Genomic DNA, 17745 nt, shown 5'->3' on the forward strand with positions numbered 1-17745 from the left:
TGGCGTGATCCGGCAGGGGGCGGGGTCGAGGCGGGGTCCGTGGCGTTTCGGGTAGCCGCGTGTCAGGCGGTGCGGCGGGCCGACGAACCCCGGACGACGAGTTCGACGGGCAGGACGTCCTGGGCGGGAGTGCGGTTGTCCAACACGGTGAGCAGGGCGGACATGCCGCGCTCGCCGATCCGTTCGGCCGGCAGCCGGACCGTGGTGAGCTCCGGTTCGAGCGCGGTGGCCAGTGCCAGATCGTCGAATCCGGTGACGGAAACGTCCTCGGGGACCCGCAGGCCGAGTCGCCGTACAGCCTTGCAGGCCCCGGCGGCGAGGATGTCGTCGTCGCAGACGAGGGCGGTGGGCCGGGGGCTTGGTGCGGTCAGTGCCCGTTCGGCCGCCTCCCGCGCCGAGTTCACGTTCAGCGGTGCGGGCACTGTGCGCAGTTCCGCGTCCGGTACGGCCGCCAGGGCCGTGTGCAGTGCCCGGGCTCGGACGTCGAACGTCCAGGAGGCGACGGCGGAGGCGAGGTGGACGATGCGGCGGTGGCCGAGTCCGAGCAGATGCTCCGTCACCTGCCGCATGCCGTCGGCGATGTCGAGGTTGACATGGGCGGCGACTCCGGTGTCCGCGGGGTCGCTGTCCAGCATGACCAACGGCAGGTCGGTGCCGCGGATGGCGGCGAGCGCATCGGCGGCGATGGAGGAGGCGATGACTCCGTCGAGGGCGGCGCGGGCGGAGGCGAACGGGTCCCGTGCGGGGCCGACTCCCTCGGGCGAGGGGTAGAGGACGACGCCGAAGCCGTGCCTTGCGGCGACGGTGGCGGCCCCGGTGTAGACGCGGGCGAAGAACTCGTTGGTCAGTGCGGGGACGACGAGCAGGGCGGTGCGGGTGTGCCCGAGGCGCAGATTGCGGGCGGCGAGGTTGGGCCGGTAGCCGATCTCCTGTGCCGCGTCGCGTACGAGGGCCGCTGTGCGTTCGGAGACGCGGCCGCGCCATTTCTCGCCGAGAACGAGGGAAACGGTGGCCTGCGAGACCCCGGCGACACGTGCCACGTCCTTGCTGGTGGGCCGGGTGGCGCCGGTCTCCGGCGGGACGGGACGGCCCTGGGGGGTCGGGTGTGCCATGTGGTGCCGTCCTCGGCCGCCCGTCCGGTGTCGCGATTGCCCGGGGCGGCGGCTCGGTGGACCCGCGGACTGTCGACATGGTACGTATGGAGGGCTAGGTTATACGTAAAACTTCGGCCCCGGGCCGGGGAAGAGGGGAGCGGCATGGCCGCCGGATACGCAGACATCCTCAGGGCGCCCCACGCAGCACGGCTGCTGATCGGCACCCTGGTCGGCCGGCTGCCCAACGCCACGGCGCACATCGCCATCGTCCTGTTCACCCGCGCCGAAGGCGGCAGTTACACCCTCGCGGGCGCCCTCGCGGCCGTCTACGGACTCGCCACCGCCGTCGGCCAGCCGCTGCTGGGCCGGGCCGTGGACCTCCATGGCCAGCCGAAGGTCCAGTTGCCCGCCGCCGTCGTCTCGGCGCTCGGCATGATGCTGCTGGCGGCCGCGGGGACCGGCTCGCTGCTCCTGGCGTACGCGGCCGTGATCGTCGCCGGACTGTTCACCCCACCCCTCGAAGGCGGCCTGCGGGCGCTGTGGCCGAGCGTGCTCGGCCAGGAGGAGCGCGTACACCGGGCCTACGCCATGGACGCCGTGGCGCAGGAGATCATGTTCACCCTCGGTCCGCTGCTCGTCACCCTCCTCGTCGCGCTCTGGTCGCCGGGCGCAGCTCTCCTGGTCATCAACGCGATAGGGGTCATCGGCGCCCTGTCCGTCGTCCTGTCCGCGCCCTCCCGCAACTGGCGCTCCGCGCCCCGCGAGGCGCATTGGCTCGGCGCTCTGCGCTCGCCGGGGCTGCTCGCCCTGCTCGGCACGTTCTTCTTCGTCGGTCTGGCCCTCGGCTCCATCACCGTCGCCGGTGTCGCCTACGCCGACGACCACGGGCGCGAGTCCGTCTACGGCTGGCTGATGGCCGCGCTCGGCCTCGGCGCCCTGTTGGGAGGCACTCTGTACGGCGCCCGCCAGTGGGCGGGCGCCCCCGAGCGCAGGCTGCGCGTCATCGTCGCGCTGCTCGCCCTCGGTTACGTACCGCTCGTACTGACTCCCGGTGTTGTGGCGATGACCGCACTCTCCGCGCTGGCCGGCGTTTTCCTGGCCCCCGCCATCGCCTGCGCGTTCATCGTCGTGGACCGGCATGCCCCGCGTGGCACGGTCACCGAGGCGTTCTCCTGGTTGGTGACCACCTTCGGAGTGGGGGCGGCCGTCGGCACGGCGGTCGCCGGGCCGGCCGTCGAGATCGGCGGTACCGCATGGAGTTTCGCGGTGGCGGGCGCCGGAGGTTTCGCCGCGTTGCTCGTGCTGACGGCCACTCAGCGGGTTCTGGCAGTTCCCGGCCGTACCGACGATATTGCGTCCTCGGGTCCGGACTCATCGGAAAATGATCGAAACGGTGCCGCCCAACCCGGTTTCAGTTCAGGCCGCGAGGCGTAATGTTCAGACATGGACCGCCGCATTTTCGGGCTGGAGAACGAGTACGGCGTCACGTGCACGTTCAGGGGACAGCGCCGACTGTCACCTGACGAAGTGGCGCGCTACCTCTTCCGCCGTGTCGTGTCATGGGGCCGCAGCAGCAATGTCTTCCTGCGGAACGGCGCCCGTCTGTACCTCGACGTGGGCTCGCATCCGGAATACGCAACACCGGAATGCGACAACGTGACCGAACTGGTCACGCACGACAAGGCCGGCGAGCGCATTCTCGAAGGCCTGCTCGTCGACGCCGAACGCCGCCTGCACGAGGAGGGAATCGCGGGCGACGTCTATCTCTTCAAGAACAACACGGACTCGGCAGGAAACTCCTACGGCTGCCACGAGAACTATCTCGTCGCCCGGCACGGCGAGTTCTCCCGACTGGCCGACATCCTCATTCCGTTCCTCGTCACGAGGCAGCTGCTGTGCGGCGCGGGCAAGGTGCTCCAGACCCCGCGCGGTGCCGTCTACTGCGTCAGCCAGCGCGCGGAGCACATCTGGGAGGGTGTCAGCTCCGCCACCACCCGCTCGCGCCCGATCATCAACACCCGGGACGAGCCGCACGCGGACGCCGAGCGCTACCGCCGGCTCCATGTCATCGTCGGCGACTCGAACATGTCCGAGACGACCATGCTGCTCAAGGTCGGCGCCACCGACCTCGTGCTGCGCATGATCGAGGCGGGCACGGTCATGCGCGACCTCACCCTGGAGAACCCGATCCGGGCCATCCGCGAGGTCAGCCACGACATCACCGGGCAGCGCAAGGTGCGTCTCGCCTCCGGTCGCGAGGCCTCGGCCCTCGAGGTCCAGCGCGAGTACTACGAGAAGGCCGCCGACTTCGTCGACCGCCGGGGCATCCGCACCGGTACCGTCGCCCAGGTCCTGGAGCTCTGGGGCCGCACGCTGGACGCGATCGAGGCCGAGGACCTCGACCGCATCGGCACCGAGATCGACTGGGTCATGAAGTACAAGCTCCTCGAGCGCTACCGCGCCAAGCACAACATGACCATGTCGCACCCGCGTGTCGCGCAGATAGACCTCGCGTACCACGACATCCACCGCCGCCGCGGGCTGTACTACCTGCTGGAGCGCAAGGGCCAGGCGGCGCGCATCTGCAACGACCTGAAGATCTTCGAGGGCAAGTCGGTGCCCCCGCAGACCACGAGGGCGCGACTGCGCGGCGACTTCATCCGCCGGGCACAGGAGCAGCGGCGCGACTTCACCGTCGACTGGGTGCACCTCAAGCTCAATGACCAGGCGCAGCGCACCGTGCTGTGCAAGGACCCGTTCCGGTCGGTCGACGACCGGGTGGAGAAGCTGATCGCCGGGATGTAGCAGCTGTGGGTGTCCGGCGGGTGCCGGACACCCACGGGCGCGGGGCCGCCCGGTGACCCAGGACAGCACCTGTCCTGCGTCACCGGGCGGCCCCATGTCGTGCACCGGACCCGCCCATATGGCTGCCCGATGATCGGTGGACGCGAATGCCCCACCCCGTAGAGTGTCGGCCACTGTCCCATGGCCTCGACTCACAGTTGGACTGATGAACTACAACACCAAGCGCCGTATCGCCTCACTGCTGGCCGTGCCCGCCCTGCTGTTCACCGCCGTCGCGTGTGGGTCCGACTCCTCGAACGACTCGACTGCGGGTGTGGCCGAAGTCAAGGGAAAGTTCGGAGAGAAGCCCGAGGTCTCCGTACCCAAGGACGAGAAGCCCGCCGACAAGACCGTCGTCGAGACGGTGACCGAAGGCAGCGGCGCGAAGGCGGCCAAGGGCGACTTCGTCCGTCTCGACTTCTCCGTGCGCAAGTGGGACGACCCCGCCGACCTCGGCGGCACCTGGTCGGCCCAGACGACCGGTGACCAGCCGCGTCGCCAGCCCGTGGAGCGCGTCGGCGAGCAGAGCAGGCAGCTGCCCCCGAAGGTCTTCGAGACCGTCGACGGGCGCAAGGCCGGCAGCCGGGTGCTGATCCAGGGCACGGCCGGCGATCTGATCGGGCAGGGGCTCAACCCGCAGTCGGGCATCACCGCCGAGGACACGCTCGTCTGGGTCGTCGACGTCGTCGCCGCGGCGAAGGTCGACCCCAAGGGCGAGGCCAAGGGGACGCAGGCGCCGCCCGCCGAGGGCATGCCGACGGTCAAGGCCGAGCCCGGCAAGGCCGCCACCATCACCATCCCCAAGGGCGTGAAGCCCCCGAAGGAGCTCAAGGAGCAGGTGCTGATCAAGGGCACCGGCCCGAAGATCGCCGCCGGCCAGGGCCTCATCGGTCAGTACACGGGCGTGAAGTGGGAGGACGGCAAGAAGTTCGACTCCTCGTGGGACCACGGGGGCGCCACCGCGTTCCAGATCGGTACGGGATCCGTGGTGCAGGGCTGGGACAAGGGCCTGGTCGGCAAGAACGTCGGTGACCGTGTCTTGCTGGTGATCCCGCCGTCCCTCGGCTACGGCGCGGACCCCTCCAGCGAGCTTGCCAAGAACACGCTGGTCTTCGTTGTGGACATCATCGGCGCCGTCTGACCGGTCATCTGTGAGACTGTCCCGGTTGCCCCGTTCATCATTTAGAGGAGCAGTTCAGTGAGCATCGAGAAGCCCGAGATCGACTTCCCGGGTGGCGAGCCGCCGGCCGACCTGGAGATCAAGGACATCTGGGAGGGTGACGGCGCGGTGGCCAAGGCCGGCGACACCGTCTCCGTCCACTACGTGGGTGTGGCCTTCTCCACCGGCGAGGAGTTCGACGCGTCCTGGAACCGGGGTACCCCGCTGCAGTTCCAGCTCGGTGTCGGCCAGGTCATCTCCGGGTGGGACCAGGGCGTGCAGGGCATGAAGGTCGGCGGCCGCCGTCAGCTGACCATCCCCGCGCACCTCGCGTACGGCGACCGCGGCGCGGGTGGCGGCCGTATCGCCCCCGGCGAGACGCTGATCTTCGTCTGCGACCTGGTCGCCGTCTGACGGACAGTTCCGCTGCGCTGCACGGCGTGACGAGGGCCCATGCCTGACGGCGTGGGCCCTCGCTTTTGTCCGGACACCCCGGGGCGGTACGGTCGACGGGCGTAAGGGACTTCATAAAAGAGGTGAAGGGCGTCGATGGCCATTGCCAAGGCCGAGCGGCTGATGAATCTGGCGCTGTGCCTGCTCGGGACCGGGCGCCCGCTCAGCAAGCGCGAGCTCCGGGGATCCATCGAGGCGTACCTGGAGGCCGGCTCCGACGACTCCTTCAACCGGATGTTCGAGCGCGACAAGGACGATCTGCGCGAACTCGGCCTCGTCATCGAGACCGTGGAATCCCTCGACGGCGACATCGGCTATGTCGCACGCCGGGACAGCAACCGCCTGCCGCCCATCACCCTCGACGCCGAGGAGGCCGCCGCGCTGGGCCTCGCCGCCAAGGTGTGGCAGCAGGCCCGCCTCGCCGGTGCCGCCAGCGGAGCGCTGCAGAAGCTGCGCGCCGCCGGGATGCCGGAGACCGAGGACGCGTACGAGGCACACCACAGCGCCCTCGAACCGCGTATCCCCGTCCACGAGGCCGCCTTCGAACCGCTGATGCTGGCCTGCCGGGACCGCAGGCCCGTCGTCTTCGACTACCGCAAGGCGAACGCGGCCCGTCCCGAGCAGCGTCATGTCGAGCCCTGGGCGCTCGAGTTCTGGCGCGGCCACTGGTATCTGGCCGGACATGACCGGGACCGGGGCGCCGAACGCGTCTTCCGGCTCTCCCGCATCACCGGCAAGGTGCGCTCGCGTACGGGTACGTTCACCGTGCCCGTACCCGACGTCGTCACCGTGCGGGAGACGGTCGAGAGCTGGGCGGGCGAGACCGCGACCCGTTCCGCCCGGATCCGGCTGCGCACCGGAGCCGGCTACCCGCTGCGCTCACGTGCCACCGCCACCCGGGAACTCGGTGACGGGTGGGACGAGTTGGAGATTCCGTACGGACACGGTCTGGACGCCTGGCTCGTCGAGTTCGGCCCGGACGTCGTCGTACTGGAGCCCGCGGACCTGCGGGCGGACGTGGTGGACCGGCTGCGTGCCGTGGCCAAGGGCTGAGGGGACGAGTACGACCATGGCCGCGAACGCCATCGACCAGACCCGGCGGATGCTGTCGCTGGTGACCTATCTCCGCGAGCGCCCCGGCGCCCGCATCGGGGACGTCGCCCGCGCCTTCGGCATCACCGAGGACGAGCTGATTTCCGACCTCGACGTCCTGCCCATGTGCGGCACCAGCTTCCGCGGCGGCGATCTGCTGGACATCGACACCGACGGCGAGCGGATCTGGTGGCGCAACCCCGCCGCCTCCGGCGAGTCCACCGCCGAACCGCTGCGTCTCGCCGCCGACGAGGCGACCGCCCTGCTGGTCGCGGCCCGGGCGGTGGCCACCCTTCCGGGGCTGCGCGAGGGCGACCGTGAGGCGTTGCTGCGGGCCACGGCCAAGATCGAGGGCGCCGCGGGCGAGGTGGCGGGCGCAAGCTCTCGCCTCTCGGTGACGTTCGAGTCCGAGGGCGGTGTGTTCGCCGACGTCGACCGGGCGATCTCCGAGCGGCGCCGGCTGTGGCTGCGGTACTACTCGCCCGCGCGTGACGAGCTCACCGAGCGCGAGGTGGATCCGATCCGCCTCTTCGCCGTCGGGCACACCTACATGGAGGCGTGGTGCCGGCTGTCCGAGGCGCGCCGGACCTTCCGGCTCGACCGGGTCGCCGAGATCAGGCTGCTCGACGAGGCGGCCGCACCCCCCGAGATCGAGCTGCGGGATCTTTCCGAAGGGCTGGTGCAGCCTGCTGCCGACGATCCCGAGGTGATCGTCGAGGTCGGCCCCGGCGGCCGCTGGGTCGCCGAGTACTACCCGCACGACAGCGCGGAGGAGCTCGCGGACGGTGGGCTGCGCATCACGCTGCGTACGCCCGCACCGGCCTCGCTGCGCAGGCTGGCGCTGCGGCTCGGCCGGGACGGCCGCATCGTCTCGCCGCCGGAGCTCGCCGCCAGCGCGCGCACGGCGGCGCAGGACGCGCTCGCTGCCTACGACAACGCCCACGACGCCCAGGGCTGAGGAGCACGGCACCCCATGTCCCTGATCCCCGGAATCCCCGCCACCGTCGGTCCTGTGCTCTTCAAGGCGGCCTGCCCCGACTGCCGGGCGCGCTTCGAGCTGTCCGCCGGTGCGCTGCGCCTGGCCATCGGCGGCAGCCGCCGTACCACCTTCTACTCGTTCACCTGCCCCGAGTGCGGCGCGGCCGTCCGCAAACCGGCCGGGGAGCGCATCGTCGAACTCCTCACCGGCGGCGGCGTGCGGACCCTGCGTCTGCACACGACCGCGTAGGAACGGTCTAGGCTCGTCGCATGTTCTGGCCCATGCTCGCCATCGCCCTCGGTTTCCTCGGGATCGCCGTCCTGGGCGTCCTCGGTATCAAGGTCTTCGTCGAGGCCCAGCGGCTGGGCCGCCAGGTGGCCCGCACCGCCGAGCGGATCGACCGGGCGGCCGAGGACCTGGAACGGGCGGCGACGGATCTGGCGCGTACGGGGGAGTCGCTGCGGTGACGTGGCTTCCCGGGGTCGACGGAGATCGCGGACGCACCCTCCTGTACAGCTGATACTGGCGGTACGCTGCTGGTGGCGGCTCCGGTGATGAGGCACTGTCCGCTGACGGGAGTATGCACGGGGATTGCCCTGCGTTTACCCGTGCGAGTTACGATCGCTGCGGTCGCTTCGGACATCTGTCCAGGGCGGCGCGCAGCCAAGAGCCCCAAGCCGCCTCGGTGAGAAGGTAGACACAGTTATGTTCCGACAGATCGGCCCCACCGAGATCATCATCATCGCGCTTCTCATCCTTCTTCTGTTCGGGGCCAAGAAGCTCCCCGACATGGCGCGTTCGCTCGGCAAGTCCGCCCGCATCCTCAAGAGCGAGGCCAAGGCGATGAAGTCCGAGGGCCAGCCGTCGGCGACCCCGGCGGAGCCGAAGGACACGGCTCAGGGTGGTCAGACGGCGCCTCGCACGATCCAGGCCGCGCCGGGCGATGTCACCAGCGCTCGCCCCGTCAACGAGCCCACCGACACCCCCCAGCGCTGACCCAAGGCCACTGAGACGGTGGCCTGACGCACGAGATGAGGACGTGGGTTGCTCAAGTCTGCCCGCTCGAAACCCGAGGAGAAGGACCCCGAGGGGCGGATGCCGCTCGCGGACCATCTTCGTGAGCTCCGCAACCGGCTCGCGAAGGCCATGCTGGCGATCGTCATCGCCTCGGTCGTCGCGGTGGCCTACAGCCAGGAGCTGATGGAGTTCCTCACCTCGCCCGTGCCGGAGTGCGTGGGGGACGGCCCGCAGAAGGGCGGCGTCTGCGCCAGGGTCGTGTACACCGACCTGCTGTCGCCGTTCACGACGACGGTCAAGGTCGTGCTGATGGCGGGCATCATCGCGTCCTGCCCGATCTGGCTCTACCAGCTGTGGGCCTTCGTCGCGCCCGGTCTGCACAAGAGCGAGAAGAAGTACGCGTACTACTTCGCCGCCGCGGCAGCACCGCTGTTCGCCGCCGGTGTGTACTTCGCCTATCTGATCATGCCGGTGAGCATGAAGGTGCTGCTCTCCATCACACCTTCCCCGGCCGAGAACCTCCTGAGCGTCGACAAGATCCTGGACTTCACGGTCCGGATGGTGCTGATCTTCGGGTTCTCCTTCGAGCTGCCGCTGCTGCTGATCATGATGAATCTGACGGGCATCGTGACCGGTCGCCGGATGCTCGGCTGGTGGCGTGCCGCGGTCATGATCATTTTCGTTTTCGGTGCGATCGCCACTCCGTCCACCGACCCGTTGGGCATGCTCGCGCTGTCCGGACCGATCATCGTGCTCTACTTCCTCGCCGTCGGCTTCTCGCTCCTCAACGACCGGCGCCGCCGCCGCAAGGACCCCGACGCGGAGCTCGACGACGACGAGGCGTCCGACATCGACCTCACGCCGTCGGCGCTCGGCGAGGTCGAGACGGTCTCCGCCTCCAGGGCGCTGCCCGAGCAGGCGTCCGGCGAGCCCGACGAGCGCCGGCACAGGCTGAACGGGTACGACGACATCACGTGACGGCGCAGCCGATCGCGCACGCACCGCAAGGGGCCGGGGAGAAATCCCCGGCCCCTTGCGTGTGCGGGCCGGGGCCGGTGCGGGTACGCCTACCGTTGGGTGCCCCGTCGTTTCCCCCGTCATTTAAAGATCCGCTCACTGTCAGAGGGGGCGGGTAGGCTCATGAGCAAGATGACCGAGGATCTCTCTCCCGCCGAGCGCTATGCCGCCGCCCGCGTCCGCGCCGTCGAGGAGGCCACTGCGTTGGCCCCCTTCCGCGCGATGTACGACTTCGATCTCGATCCGTTCCAGATCGAGGCCTGCCAGGCTCTGGAGGCGGGCAAGGGCGTACTTGTCGCCGCGCCAACCGGCTCCGGCAAGACCATCGTCGGCGAGTTCGCCGTCCACCTGGCCCTCGCCCAGGGCCGCAAGTGCTTCTACACCACGCCCATCAAGGCACTGTCCAACCAGAAGTACGCCGACCTGGTCAAGCGCTACGGCGCCGAGAAGGTCGGCCTGCTCACCGGTGACAACAGCGTCAACTCCGAGGCGCCTGTGGTCGTCATGACCACCGAGGTCCTGCGGAACATGCTGTACGCGGGCTCCCAGTCGCTGCTCGGTCTCGGGTACGTCGTCATGGACGAGGTGCACTACCTCTCCGACCGCTTCCGGGGCGCCGTATGGGAGGAAGTGATCATCCACCTCCCCGAGTCGGTGACCCTGGTGTCACTGTCGGCGACCGTGTCGAACGCCGAGGAGTTCGGAGACTGGCTGGACACCGTCCGCGGCGACACCCAGGTGATCGTCTCCGAGGAGCGGCCCGTCCCGTTGTGGCAGCACGTCATGGCCGGCCGCCGGATGTACGACCTCTTCGAGGAGGGCACCGACCACGGCGGTCGCGGCCAGAGCCGACGCGAGGTCAACCCCGATCTGGTGCGCCTGGCCCGGATGGAGAACCAGCGCACGTACAACCCCCGTGACAGGCGCCGCGGAAAGATGGTGCGCGAGGCGGACAGGGAGCGGGAGCGGCGGCAGCGCAGCCGCATCTGGACACCTGGACGGCCCGAGGTCATCGACCGCCTCGACGCCGAAGGGCTGCTGCCCGCCATCACGTTCATCTTCAGCCGGGCGGCCTGCGAGGCCGCCGTTCAGCAGTGCCTGTACGCGGGCCTGCGGCTCAACGAGGACGACGCGCGCGCCAGGGTCCGCGAGATCGTCGAAGAGCGCACCGCGGCCATCCCCACCGAGGATCTGCACGTCCTCGGGTACTACGAGTGGCTGGAAGGACTGGAGCGCGGGATCGCCGCGCACCACGCCGGCATGCTGCCGACCTTCAAGGAGGTCGTGGAGGAGCTGTTCGTACGGGGCCTGGTCAAGGCCGTGTTCGCCACCGAGACTCTGGCGCTGGGTATCAACATGCCCGCGCGTTCCGTGGTGTTGGAGAAGCTCGTCAAGTGGAACGGTGAGCAGCACGCCGACATCACCCCCGGTGAGTACACCCAGTTGACCGGCCGGGCAGGCCGGCGCGGTATCGACGTCGAGGGGCACGCCGTCGTCCTGTGGCAGCGCGCCATGGACCCGGGCGCGCTCGCGGGGCTCGCCGGCACCCGCACCTATCCGCTGCGTTCCAGCTTCAAGCCGTCGTACAACATGGCGGTCAACCTGGTGCAGCAGTTCGGCCGGCACCGCTCCCGCGAGCTTCTGGAGACGTCGTTCGCGCAGTTCCAGGCGGACAAGTCGGTCGTCGGTATCTCCCGTCAGGTCCAGCGCAACGAGGAGGGCCTGGAGGGCTACCGCGAGGGAATGACCTGCCACCTCGGCGACTTCGAGGAGTACGCGCGGCTGCGCCGCGACCTCAAGGACCGCGAGACCGAACTCGCCAAGCAGGGTGCGGCGCAGCGCAGGGCGTCAGCCGCGGCATCGCTGGAGAAGCTCAAGCCCGGTGACGTCATTCATGTGCCGACCGGCAAGTTCGCCGGACTTGCGCTCGTGCTCGACCCCGGTCTGCCGGCCGGGCGGACCGACGGTCACCGCGGACTCGAGTACCACGACGGGCCCCGCCCGCTGGTGCTGACCGCCGAGCGGCAGGTCAAGCGGCTGGCGTCGATCGACTTCCCGGTGCCGGTCGAGGCGTTGGAGCGGATGCGCATCCCCAAGTCCTTCAACGCCCGTTCCCCGCAGTCGCGTCGCGATCTGGCGTCCGCGCTGCGGACCAAGGCCGGGCACATCGTGCCCGACCGGCACCGCAAGCAGCGCGCCCCCGCCGCGGACGACCGGGAGATCGCCAGGCTGCGCACTCAGCTGCGGGCGCACCCCTGCCACGGCTGCGACGAGCGCGAGGACCACGCGCGCTGGGCCGAGCGGTACCACCGGCTCCAGCGCGACACCCACCAGCTCGAGCGTCGTATCGAGGGGCGTACGAACACGATCGCCAGGACCTTCGACCGGATCGTGGCACTGCTGACCGAACTCGACTACCTGCGCGGCAACGAGGTCACGGAGCACGGCAAGCGGCTCGCCCGGCTCTACGGCGAACTGGACCTGCTGGCGAGCGAGTGCCTTCGCGACGGGATCTGGGAGGGGCTCAGCCCCGCCGAACTGGCCGCGTGTGTCTCGGCGTTGGTGTACGAGGCACGTCAGTCCGACGATGCCGTCGCTCCGAAGGTGCCGACGGGCAAGGTCAAGGCGGCGCTGGGCGAGATGGTCCGCATCTGGGGCCGGCTCGACGCCCTGGAGGAAGACTTCAAGATCAACCAGGCGGAGGGGGTCGGACAGCGCGAGCCGGACCTCGGTTTCGCGTGGGCCGCGTACCAGTGGGCCTCGGACAAGGGGCTCGACGAGGTGCTGCGGGAGGCGGAGATGCCCGCCGGCGACTTCGTGCGCTGGTGCAAGCAGGTCATCGATGTGCTCGGCCAGATCGCCGCGGCCGCCCCCCGGGAGAACAGCACCGTCGCGAAGAACGCGCGCAAGGCGGTCGACGGGCTGCTGCGGGGCGTCGTGGCCTACAGCTCGGTGGGCTGAGCAGAATCCCTGGACGCAGCACGCCGACGTGGCGCGGCCCCGGTCATCACCTGCCGATGGCGGGCGGGGCCGTCGCCCCGGTCGGGCCCGGAATCGGTCAGCTCCAGAAGGCGTCCTCCTCGTCGAGGTCCTCGGTGCACTCGTCGATGTCGGTGATCTTGCCGTCGACGATGGTGAAGAACAGACCCTGACGGACTTCCATCCCGCGGTCGCCCCTGTCCGCACGCGACGTGTGGAAGGACATGACATGCCCGCGGCCGTCGGCGAGTACGGCCTCCACCAGCACCTGCATGGTGCCGTTGGTCTCCTCGCCCAGGCGCCGGAACAGCCCGAGGATGGCTTCGCGGCCCTTGTGATGCCCGGAGATGGGGTTGTGACCGGGTACGTGGTAAACGGCATCGGCCGTCATGAGTGAGCTCAGCGTCTCCATGTCGCCTTCGCTGAACGCCACGTACCCCCGGCGGACCAGGGCGCAGTCAGGGTGCTCGGACATGGCGAACCACACACCTTTCGTTGTGTTCGGTCCCGTTTCGTTCAATCATCCGCCGGGTGCGACGGGCTGTCCACGGCCAGCGAAACCGCCAGCCCGGTGAGCTCGGGCAACCGCAGCACCCGCTTCCCGAAACCCGGCAGGGGTACGTGCAGGGGCGCCGTCCAGCGCTCGGGCACGGCGTCGATCCCGTAGTACGCCCCGGCCAGCGCCCCCGTCACCGCGGCCACGGTGTCGGTGTCCCCGCCCAGGTCGATCGCCGCCGCCAGGGACTCCTCGAACGACCTGGTCGTCCGCAGCGCCCAGAGAGCCGACCCGAGGCACGGCCACACCGCGCCGTTGAACTCGGTCGCCTCGTCCGGGTGCCAGCCGGGGGCGAGGACGGTCGCCCAACGGGCGCGATGGGCCGCGTCGACCCGCGTGAGTGTGGCGGGCACCGCGGCCACCGGGTCCCCGCCGTCCAAGGCGACACGTATCAGCTCGTGGAGCACTGCCGTTCCCTCCCACGCCGCGCCGTCGCCGTGCGTGAGCGCCGCGATCCGGCGCGCGGCCGCCATGGTCGCTTCGCGGCCCGCGGTCGCGAAGTACACGGCCGATGTCGCCGCCCGCATCAGCGAGCCGTTTCCCGCCGCCCTGCCCGTCATCCGGAACTGCAGCGCGGCGGCCGTGTCCCAAGAGTCACCGCTGGTGAGGACCTGCTCTGTCTGCAGTCCGATGTCCTTCGGATCGCCTGCCGCCCAGCGCCGGAACCTCGCGAAGATGTCCGCTCCGGCCACATCCCTGTGCTCCAGCAGCGACTCCGCCACGAGCACGGCCATCTGCGTGTCGTCGGTCGCCTCGCCGGGGTCCCAGCCGCCGCCCCCGCACATCGCGCCGGGCCCGTCGCCGAACCGGGCCCGGTACACGCCCGGTTCACCGAACTCGAAGGGCGCGCCCAGGGCGTCGCCGACGGCGGAGCCGACGACGGTACCGATGGCGCGCGACATACGGGACAGGGGGAGTGGCTGCTGCATCGGGCCAGCGTAGAGGGCCTGGTGGAGGCTCTGTGGATACCGGCGTGAAAGCCCGGCCCCCGACCGATCCGAGGCCCCCACGGACCCGCCGTTGCCGCCGTGATCGCGGTCATGCTCCTCACCTTTGCCGTGGCCCTGCGTAGAGGTGCGCTGCTGCGTCGAGGGGGCGTGGGGCCTGGGTTTCACCGTGGTCGCCGCCGTCACCGTGACGTTCTCCGCGGGGGAGGGTGGCGACGGACGACGACCGCCCTGACGGTGGTGTGGGGGCTGCGGCTCGTGCTCCAGGTCGCACGGCGCGGCCGGGGACACGGCGACGGCAGGCCGGTGAGGGGCGAGCCGCACCGGCATGGCGGGGGAGCGGGGAGCCGGTCCGCCGGTCGGCGTGCCGTGCCGCGTCAGTGCCGGCCGCGGGCCCGTTCGAAGCGGGCCCTGGCGTCGGTGGCGTCCACCAACGGGTCGGGGTAGTCGATGCGGGCCCGCGTCAGGTCGTCCAGCTTCCAGGGCTGATGGACCGCGGGCCCCTCGACGGAGGCCAGTTCGGGCACCCAACGACGCACGTACTCGCCGTGGGGGTCGAAGCGCTTCGCCTGCGCGAGGGGGTTGAGGACCCTGTTCGGCCGGGTGTCCGTGCCCGTGCCTGCCACCCACTGCCAGTTCAGCTGGTTGTCGGCGATGTCGCCGTCCACCAGCAGATCGAGGAAGTGGCGGGCGCCGATCCGCCAGTCCACGTACAGCGTCTTGGTCAGAAAGCTCGCCACCAGCAGCCGCCCGCGGTTGTGCATCCAGCCCTCGTGGCGCAGCTGGCGCATCGCCGCGTCCACGACAGGCGTGCCCGTACGGCCCTCCCGCCACGCGGCGATCTCCTTCTCGTCGGCGCGCCAACGGTCGCCGCGCGGGCGGTAGTCGGACCACGACGCCTGCGGCCGCGCTGCGAGGACCTGATGGTGGAAGTCCCGCCACGCCAGCTGCCGTACGAACGCCTCGGCGCCCGCCCCGCCCCGGCGCCGTGCCCGGTGCACCAGTTCGGCGGCCGACAACGAGCCGAAGTGGAGATGGGGGGAGAGCCGCGAGGTCGTATCGCCCGCGAGGTCGTCGTGCCGGTCCGCGTAGGCGTCGGCCCCTTCGGTGTCATGGCCGAGCCACGCGGTCAGCCGCGCGCGTCCTTCCTGCTCGCCGCCCGCCGCCAGTGCGGGCGCCACCCCCTCGACGCCGTCGCGGCGCGGCAGCGACAGCCCGGCCAGTTCCGGCACGTGAACGGAGCGCGGTGCCGCCATGGGCGCGCGCACCCCGGCCGCCTCCCACTTGCGGAAGTACGGAGTGAACACCGCGAAATGGTCCTTCCCTGCCGGGACCACCTGGCCGGGTGGGAGAGCGGTGATCACCCCGTCGTGGACCCTGAGCCCGCATCGCAGTCGGTCGAGCGCGAGGCGCAGCGCCGCCTCCCGGCGCGCCGCGAAGTGACTGACACCTGCGGCGACATGCACCTCGCGGGCGCCCGTCTCGGTGACCACCCGGCACACCTGCTCGGTGACCTCACCCTTGCGCACCACGAGCCGCCCGCCCCGCTGCCGGAGGCCCGCATCGAGTGAGGCCAGGCAGTCGGCGAGGAAGGCCTGCCGGTTGGGCGCGTCGAACCCCACTCGGTGCACGCCGGGGTCGAGGACGAACAGCGGCACCACCGAGTCCGTGGCACGCACCGCGGCAGACAGCGCGGGCTGGTCGTGGACCCGCAGATCGGAGGTGAAGAGCATGACGGAGACGCTCATCGGGTCTGCTCCTTCCGGCCGTCGACGGCCGCGGATGCCTGGCGGGGAAGGCCGGCGAGGGATGCCTCAGGCGTTCCCCACCGGCTCGGACGCCACACGGGTACGCGTCCCTTCAGGCGGTGTCCGGCGCGCCGTGTGATCGGGCCGGGAAGTCGACCGGCCCGAGCGCCTCGGAGGTCGGCTGCCGCGAACCGTCCGCCGGTGCGACCGTGATGCCCATGCCGGACGCACGCCCCCGCAGGTTGGTCCGGGGCGTCCGGCATGGGCATCCGTGGACAGCCCGGGGCGTCTGGGGCTGTGGGCCCGTGGACAGTCCGGGACGTCCGCGGCGGTGCGTCCGTGGACAGTCCGGGGCCCGCAGCGTGTCACGGCCGGGCTTCCGCCACGCCCTCGCGGGACTGCGTCCGGGGCCGGGTCCGGCCCTCACGTGCCGCGCGCAGGGCGAGGAAGACGAGGAGGCCGATCGGCGACAGCAGGATCGTCAGCACCAGCAGGGGGCTCATCACCAGCGCCGGGACACCGAGCCGCCTGCCCTCGAGGTACATCCACTGGCCGAGCAGCAGATCCCAGGCGATCACCTGCGCCCAGATCGCGCCTGCGCCGTCGGCGAGGGCCACGAGATCGCGGAACGTGTCGAGGTCGGGGCTGCGGACGGCCGACCACAGCTCGGGGAAGACGGGTACGGCCAGGGCGAGATACACCAGCAGGACCGGCACGACGGTCAGCGACGATGCGGCGACCCACTCGGTGAGCCGCGCGCGCGGGGCGAGGACCATCAGCAGCCACACGGGGGCGGCCAGCCAGAACGAGAGCTCGAAGAGGAAGCCGGTCATGCCAGGATCTCCTTGCGTTCGTCGGTGGGTGCGTGGGGTCGGGGAGCGGTGCGCAAGGAAGCCGCGACGCCGGCCGCGGTGGCTGCGAGGACAGCCGCTGCGGCGGTGAGCGTCACACCGTCCGGATGGATGAGGGCCTGGCCGCGCAGCGCCTGCCATGTCACGAGGACGAAGCCGGCGGCGTATGCCCCGGAAGCGACGAGGACCAGCCGCAGGCGGACGTGCTCGTCATGCAGCCGCCCGAACCTCGGGGTGAGACGGGCGAGGAGCAGCAGGACGAGCGGGAGCACCTGGAGCGCGTGCAGTCCCACGAAGTGCGGTACGCGCAGGTCACCGCCCGTGGTCTCCCATCCCGTCAGTGGCATCGAGGGGCCGCCGTCCGTGACGCCCACGGCATGCGCACCGACGACGTCGGCGTGCCCGCGCTCCTCCTGAGCCTGCTGCTCGGGTGTCGGCTGCGCCATCAGGAAGCCGATGCCCGCGCCCGCCAGTGCCAGCACCGAGCCGAACCGCAGGGCCCAGGCCGACGCGCGGTCGGCGAGCCGGGCGCGGAAGAGCAGGAAGGCGATGAGCAGGGCTCCTGCCCACAGCACGACGACGGTCACCCCCATCGCGTCGAACAGGGCCTTGTCGAAGGGGGTTTCGTTGTTGAAGTGGCTGCGCCGCCCGCGGGCCGCCTGGCCGGTGATCAGGATCATCTCGATGAGGCTGGTCGCGGCGACGACGGTGCCCGCCCACCACCCGGGCCGCCGGAAGCGGGGCAGTAACGACAGCATCCACGCCAGCGAGAGGGCGTAGGCGACGAACGAGACCGAGAACTTGAACGGCTTGAACCAGATGGGAGAGCCGGCCAGTACGCGGTCGTCGACGGCCATTCCGACCGCCGAGAACACGGCGAGTACGGCCATCGACGCGGCGAACGCGACGAGTGGCCGGTGCCAGGACGTCCAACTGGACATGGAGGTACCCCCCGTAGTGAGTATAGATAGTGAAGCTGTCTGCTATCCGATAGCGAGACTATCTATGA

General features: G+C 70.6%; 17 protein-coding genes. 11 read left to right on the forward strand and 6 right to left on the reverse strand.

Translation table 11 applies throughout. The features are described from left to right. Positions 1 to 62 precede the first annotated feature (62 nt). Complete coding sequence (locus tag AC067Z_RS10010) at positions 63 to 1112, reverse strand: LacI family DNA-binding transcriptional regulator (protein WP_478788996.1); 1050 nt, start codon at positions 1110 to 1112, stop codon at positions 63 to 65. Between the two features lie 144 nt (positions 1113 to 1256). Here AC067Z_RS10010 and AC067Z_RS10015 point away from each other — a divergent pair, with 144 nt between their 5' ends. From AC067Z_RS10015 to AC067Z_RS10065, 11 genes are all read left to right on the forward strand, one after another. Beyond that, on the forward strand, positions 1257 to 2528 hold the full coding sequence (locus AC067Z_RS10015) for an MFS transporter (RefSeq protein WP_478788997.1): 1272 nt from the start codon (positions 1257 to 1259) through the stop codon (positions 2526 to 2528). A 9-nt stretch (positions 2529 to 2537) separates the two neighbouring features. Beyond that, a complete protein-coding gene (pafA, locus tag AC067Z_RS10020; RefSeq protein WP_478788998.1) occupies positions 2538 to 3899 on the forward strand; it encodes a Pup--protein ligase in 1362 nt (453 codons plus the stop codon). Positions 3900 to 4104: 205 nt separating this feature from the next. Continuing rightward, complete coding sequence (locus tag AC067Z_RS10025) at positions 4105 to 5079, forward strand: FKBP-type peptidyl-prolyl cis-trans isomerase (protein ID WP_478788999.1); 975 nt, start codon at positions 4105 to 4107, stop codon at positions 5077 to 5079. Between the two features lie 57 nt (positions 5080 to 5136). Continuing rightward, complete coding sequence (locus AC067Z_RS10030) at positions 5137 to 5511, forward strand: FKBP-type peptidyl-prolyl cis-trans isomerase (RefSeq protein ID WP_478789000.1); 375 nt, start codon at positions 5137 to 5139, stop codon at positions 5509 to 5511. Between the two features lie 135 nt (positions 5512 to 5646). Next, positions 5647 to 6603, forward strand: a complete 957-nt coding sequence (locus AC067Z_RS10035; RefSeq protein ID WP_478789001.1) for a helix-turn-helix transcriptional regulator — start codon at positions 5647 to 5649, stop codon at positions 6601 to 6603. Positions 6604 to 6619: 16 nt separating this feature from the next. After that, positions 6620 to 7600 (forward strand): helix-turn-helix transcriptional regulator, encoded by a 981-nt coding sequence (locus tag AC067Z_RS10040; protein ID WP_478789002.1) that lies wholly within the window; start codon positions 6620 to 6622, stop codon positions 7598 to 7600. A gap of 15 nt (positions 7601 to 7615) precedes the next feature. After that, a complete protein-coding gene (locus AC067Z_RS10045) occupies positions 7616 to 7870 on the forward strand; it encodes a hypothetical protein (RefSeq protein ID WP_478789003.1) in 255 nt (84 codons plus the stop codon). A gap of 20 nt (positions 7871 to 7890) precedes the next feature. Beyond that, positions 7891 to 8088, forward strand: a complete 198-nt coding sequence (locus tag AC067Z_RS10050) for a hypothetical protein (protein ID WP_478789004.1) — start codon at positions 7891 to 7893, stop codon at positions 8086 to 8088. Positions 8089 to 8326: 238 nt separating this feature from the next. Then, positions 8327 to 8617, forward strand: coding sequence for a Sec-independent protein translocase subunit TatA (tatA, locus tag AC067Z_RS10055; RefSeq protein WP_478789005.1), 291 nt, complete (start codon positions 8327 to 8329; stop codon positions 8615 to 8617). 48 nt (positions 8618 to 8665) lie between these two features. Continuing rightward, positions 8666 to 9616 (forward strand): twin-arginine translocase subunit TatC, encoded by a 951-nt coding sequence (gene tatC / locus AC067Z_RS10060; RefSeq protein WP_478789006.1) that lies wholly within the window; start codon positions 8666 to 8668, stop codon positions 9614 to 9616. Between the two features lie 171 nt (positions 9617 to 9787). Further along, positions 9788 to 12616 carry a DEAD/DEAH box helicase gene (locus AC067Z_RS10065; RefSeq protein WP_478789137.1) on the forward strand — a complete coding sequence of 943 codons (2829 nt, stop codon included), beginning with the start codon at positions 9788 to 9790 and terminating at the stop codon, positions 12614 to 12616. 97 nt (positions 12617 to 12713) lie between these two features. Here AC067Z_RS10065 and AC067Z_RS10070 read toward each other — a convergent pair whose 3' ends face one another. The 5 genes from AC067Z_RS10070 to AC067Z_RS10090 form a co-directional block, all read right to left on the reverse strand. Next, positions 12714 to 13109 carry a nuclear transport factor 2 family protein gene (locus AC067Z_RS10070; protein WP_478789007.1) on the reverse strand — a complete coding sequence of 132 codons (396 nt, stop codon included), beginning with the start codon at positions 13107 to 13109 and terminating at the stop codon, positions 12714 to 12716. Between the two features lie 41 nt (positions 13110 to 13150). After that, entirely contained in the window at positions 13151 to 14119 is a 969-nt protein-coding gene (locus AC067Z_RS10075) for an ADP-ribosylglycohydrolase family protein (RefSeq protein ID WP_478789008.1), read from the reverse strand. A gap of 395 nt (positions 14120 to 14514) precedes the next feature. Continuing rightward, positions 14515 to 15885 (reverse strand): cryptochrome/photolyase family protein, encoded by a 1371-nt coding sequence (locus AC067Z_RS10080; protein WP_478789009.1) that lies wholly within the window; start codon positions 15883 to 15885, stop codon positions 14515 to 14517. A gap of 365 nt (positions 15886 to 16250) precedes the next feature. Further along, positions 16251 to 16718 carry an ABA4-like family protein gene (locus AC067Z_RS10085; protein ID WP_478789010.1) on the reverse strand — a complete coding sequence of 156 codons (468 nt, stop codon included), beginning with the start codon at positions 16716 to 16718 and terminating at the stop codon, positions 16251 to 16253. Then, on the reverse strand, positions 16715 to 17677 hold the full coding sequence (locus tag AC067Z_RS10090) for a hypothetical protein (protein WP_478789011.1): 963 nt from the start codon (positions 17675 to 17677) through the stop codon (positions 16715 to 16717). The genes AC067Z_RS10085 and AC067Z_RS10090 overlap by 4 nt, the downstream gene beginning before the upstream one ends. Positions 17678 to 17745 lie beyond the last annotated feature (68 nt).

Source organism: Streptomyces sp. NPDC043812, from assembly GCF_056436245.1.

What these genes read in the sequence shown, in the direction of transcription:
- AC067Z_RS10010 (WP_478788996.1), bottom strand. Translation starts at nt 1,112, where the DNA reads ATGGCACACCCGACCCCCCAGGGCCGTCCCGTCCCGCCGGAGACCGGC.
- AC067Z_RS10015 (WP_478788997.1), top strand. Translation starts at nt 1,257, where the DNA reads ATGGCCGCCGGATACGCAGACATCCTCAGGGCGCCCCACGCAGCACGG.
- pafA (WP_478788998.1), top strand. Translation starts at nt 2,538, where the DNA reads ATGGACCGCCGCATTTTCGGGCTGGAGAACGAGTACGGCGTCACGTGC.
- AC067Z_RS10025 (WP_478788999.1), top strand. Translation starts at nt 4,105, where the DNA reads ATGAACTACAACACCAAGCGCCGTATCGCCTCACTGCTGGCCGTGCCC.
- AC067Z_RS10035 (WP_478789001.1), top strand. Translation starts at nt 5,647, where the DNA reads ATGGCCATTGCCAAGGCCGAGCGGCTGATGAATCTGGCGCTGTGCCTG.
- AC067Z_RS10040 (WP_478789002.1), top strand. Translation starts at nt 6,620, where the DNA reads ATGGCCGCGAACGCCATCGACCAGACCCGGCGGATGCTGTCGCTGGTG.
- AC067Z_RS10045 (WP_478789003.1), top strand. Translation starts at nt 7,616, where the DNA reads ATGTCCCTGATCCCCGGAATCCCCGCCACCGTCGGTCCTGTGCTCTTC.
- AC067Z_RS10050 (WP_478789004.1), top strand. Translation starts at nt 7,891, where the DNA reads ATGTTCTGGCCCATGCTCGCCATCGCCCTCGGTTTCCTCGGGATCGCC.
- tatA (WP_478789005.1), top strand. Translation starts at nt 8,327, where the DNA reads ATGTTCCGACAGATCGGCCCCACCGAGATCATCATCATCGCGCTTCTC.
- AC067Z_RS10065 (WP_478789137.1), top strand. Translation starts at nt 9,788, where the DNA reads ATGACCGAGGATCTCTCTCCCGCCGAGCGCTATGCCGCCGCCCGCGTC.
- AC067Z_RS10070 (WP_478789007.1), bottom strand. Translation starts at nt 13,109, where the DNA reads ATGTCCGAGCACCCTGACTGCGCCCTGGTCCGCCGGGGGTACGTGGCG.
- AC067Z_RS10075 (WP_478789008.1), bottom strand. Translation starts at nt 14,119, where the DNA reads ATGCAGCAGCCACTCCCCCTGTCCCGTATGTCGCGCGCCATCGGTACC.
- AC067Z_RS10080 (WP_478789009.1), bottom strand. Translation starts at nt 15,885, where the DNA reads ATGAGCGTCTCCGTCATGCTCTTCACCTCCGATCTGCGGGTCCACGAC.
- AC067Z_RS10085 (WP_478789010.1), bottom strand. Translation starts at nt 16,718, where the DNA reads ATGACCGGCTTCCTCTTCGAGCTCTCGTTCTGGCTGGCCGCCCCCGTG.
- AC067Z_RS10090 (WP_478789011.1), bottom strand. Translation starts at nt 17,677, where the DNA reads ATGTCCAGTTGGACGTCCTGGCACCGGCCACTCGTCGCGTTCGCCGCG.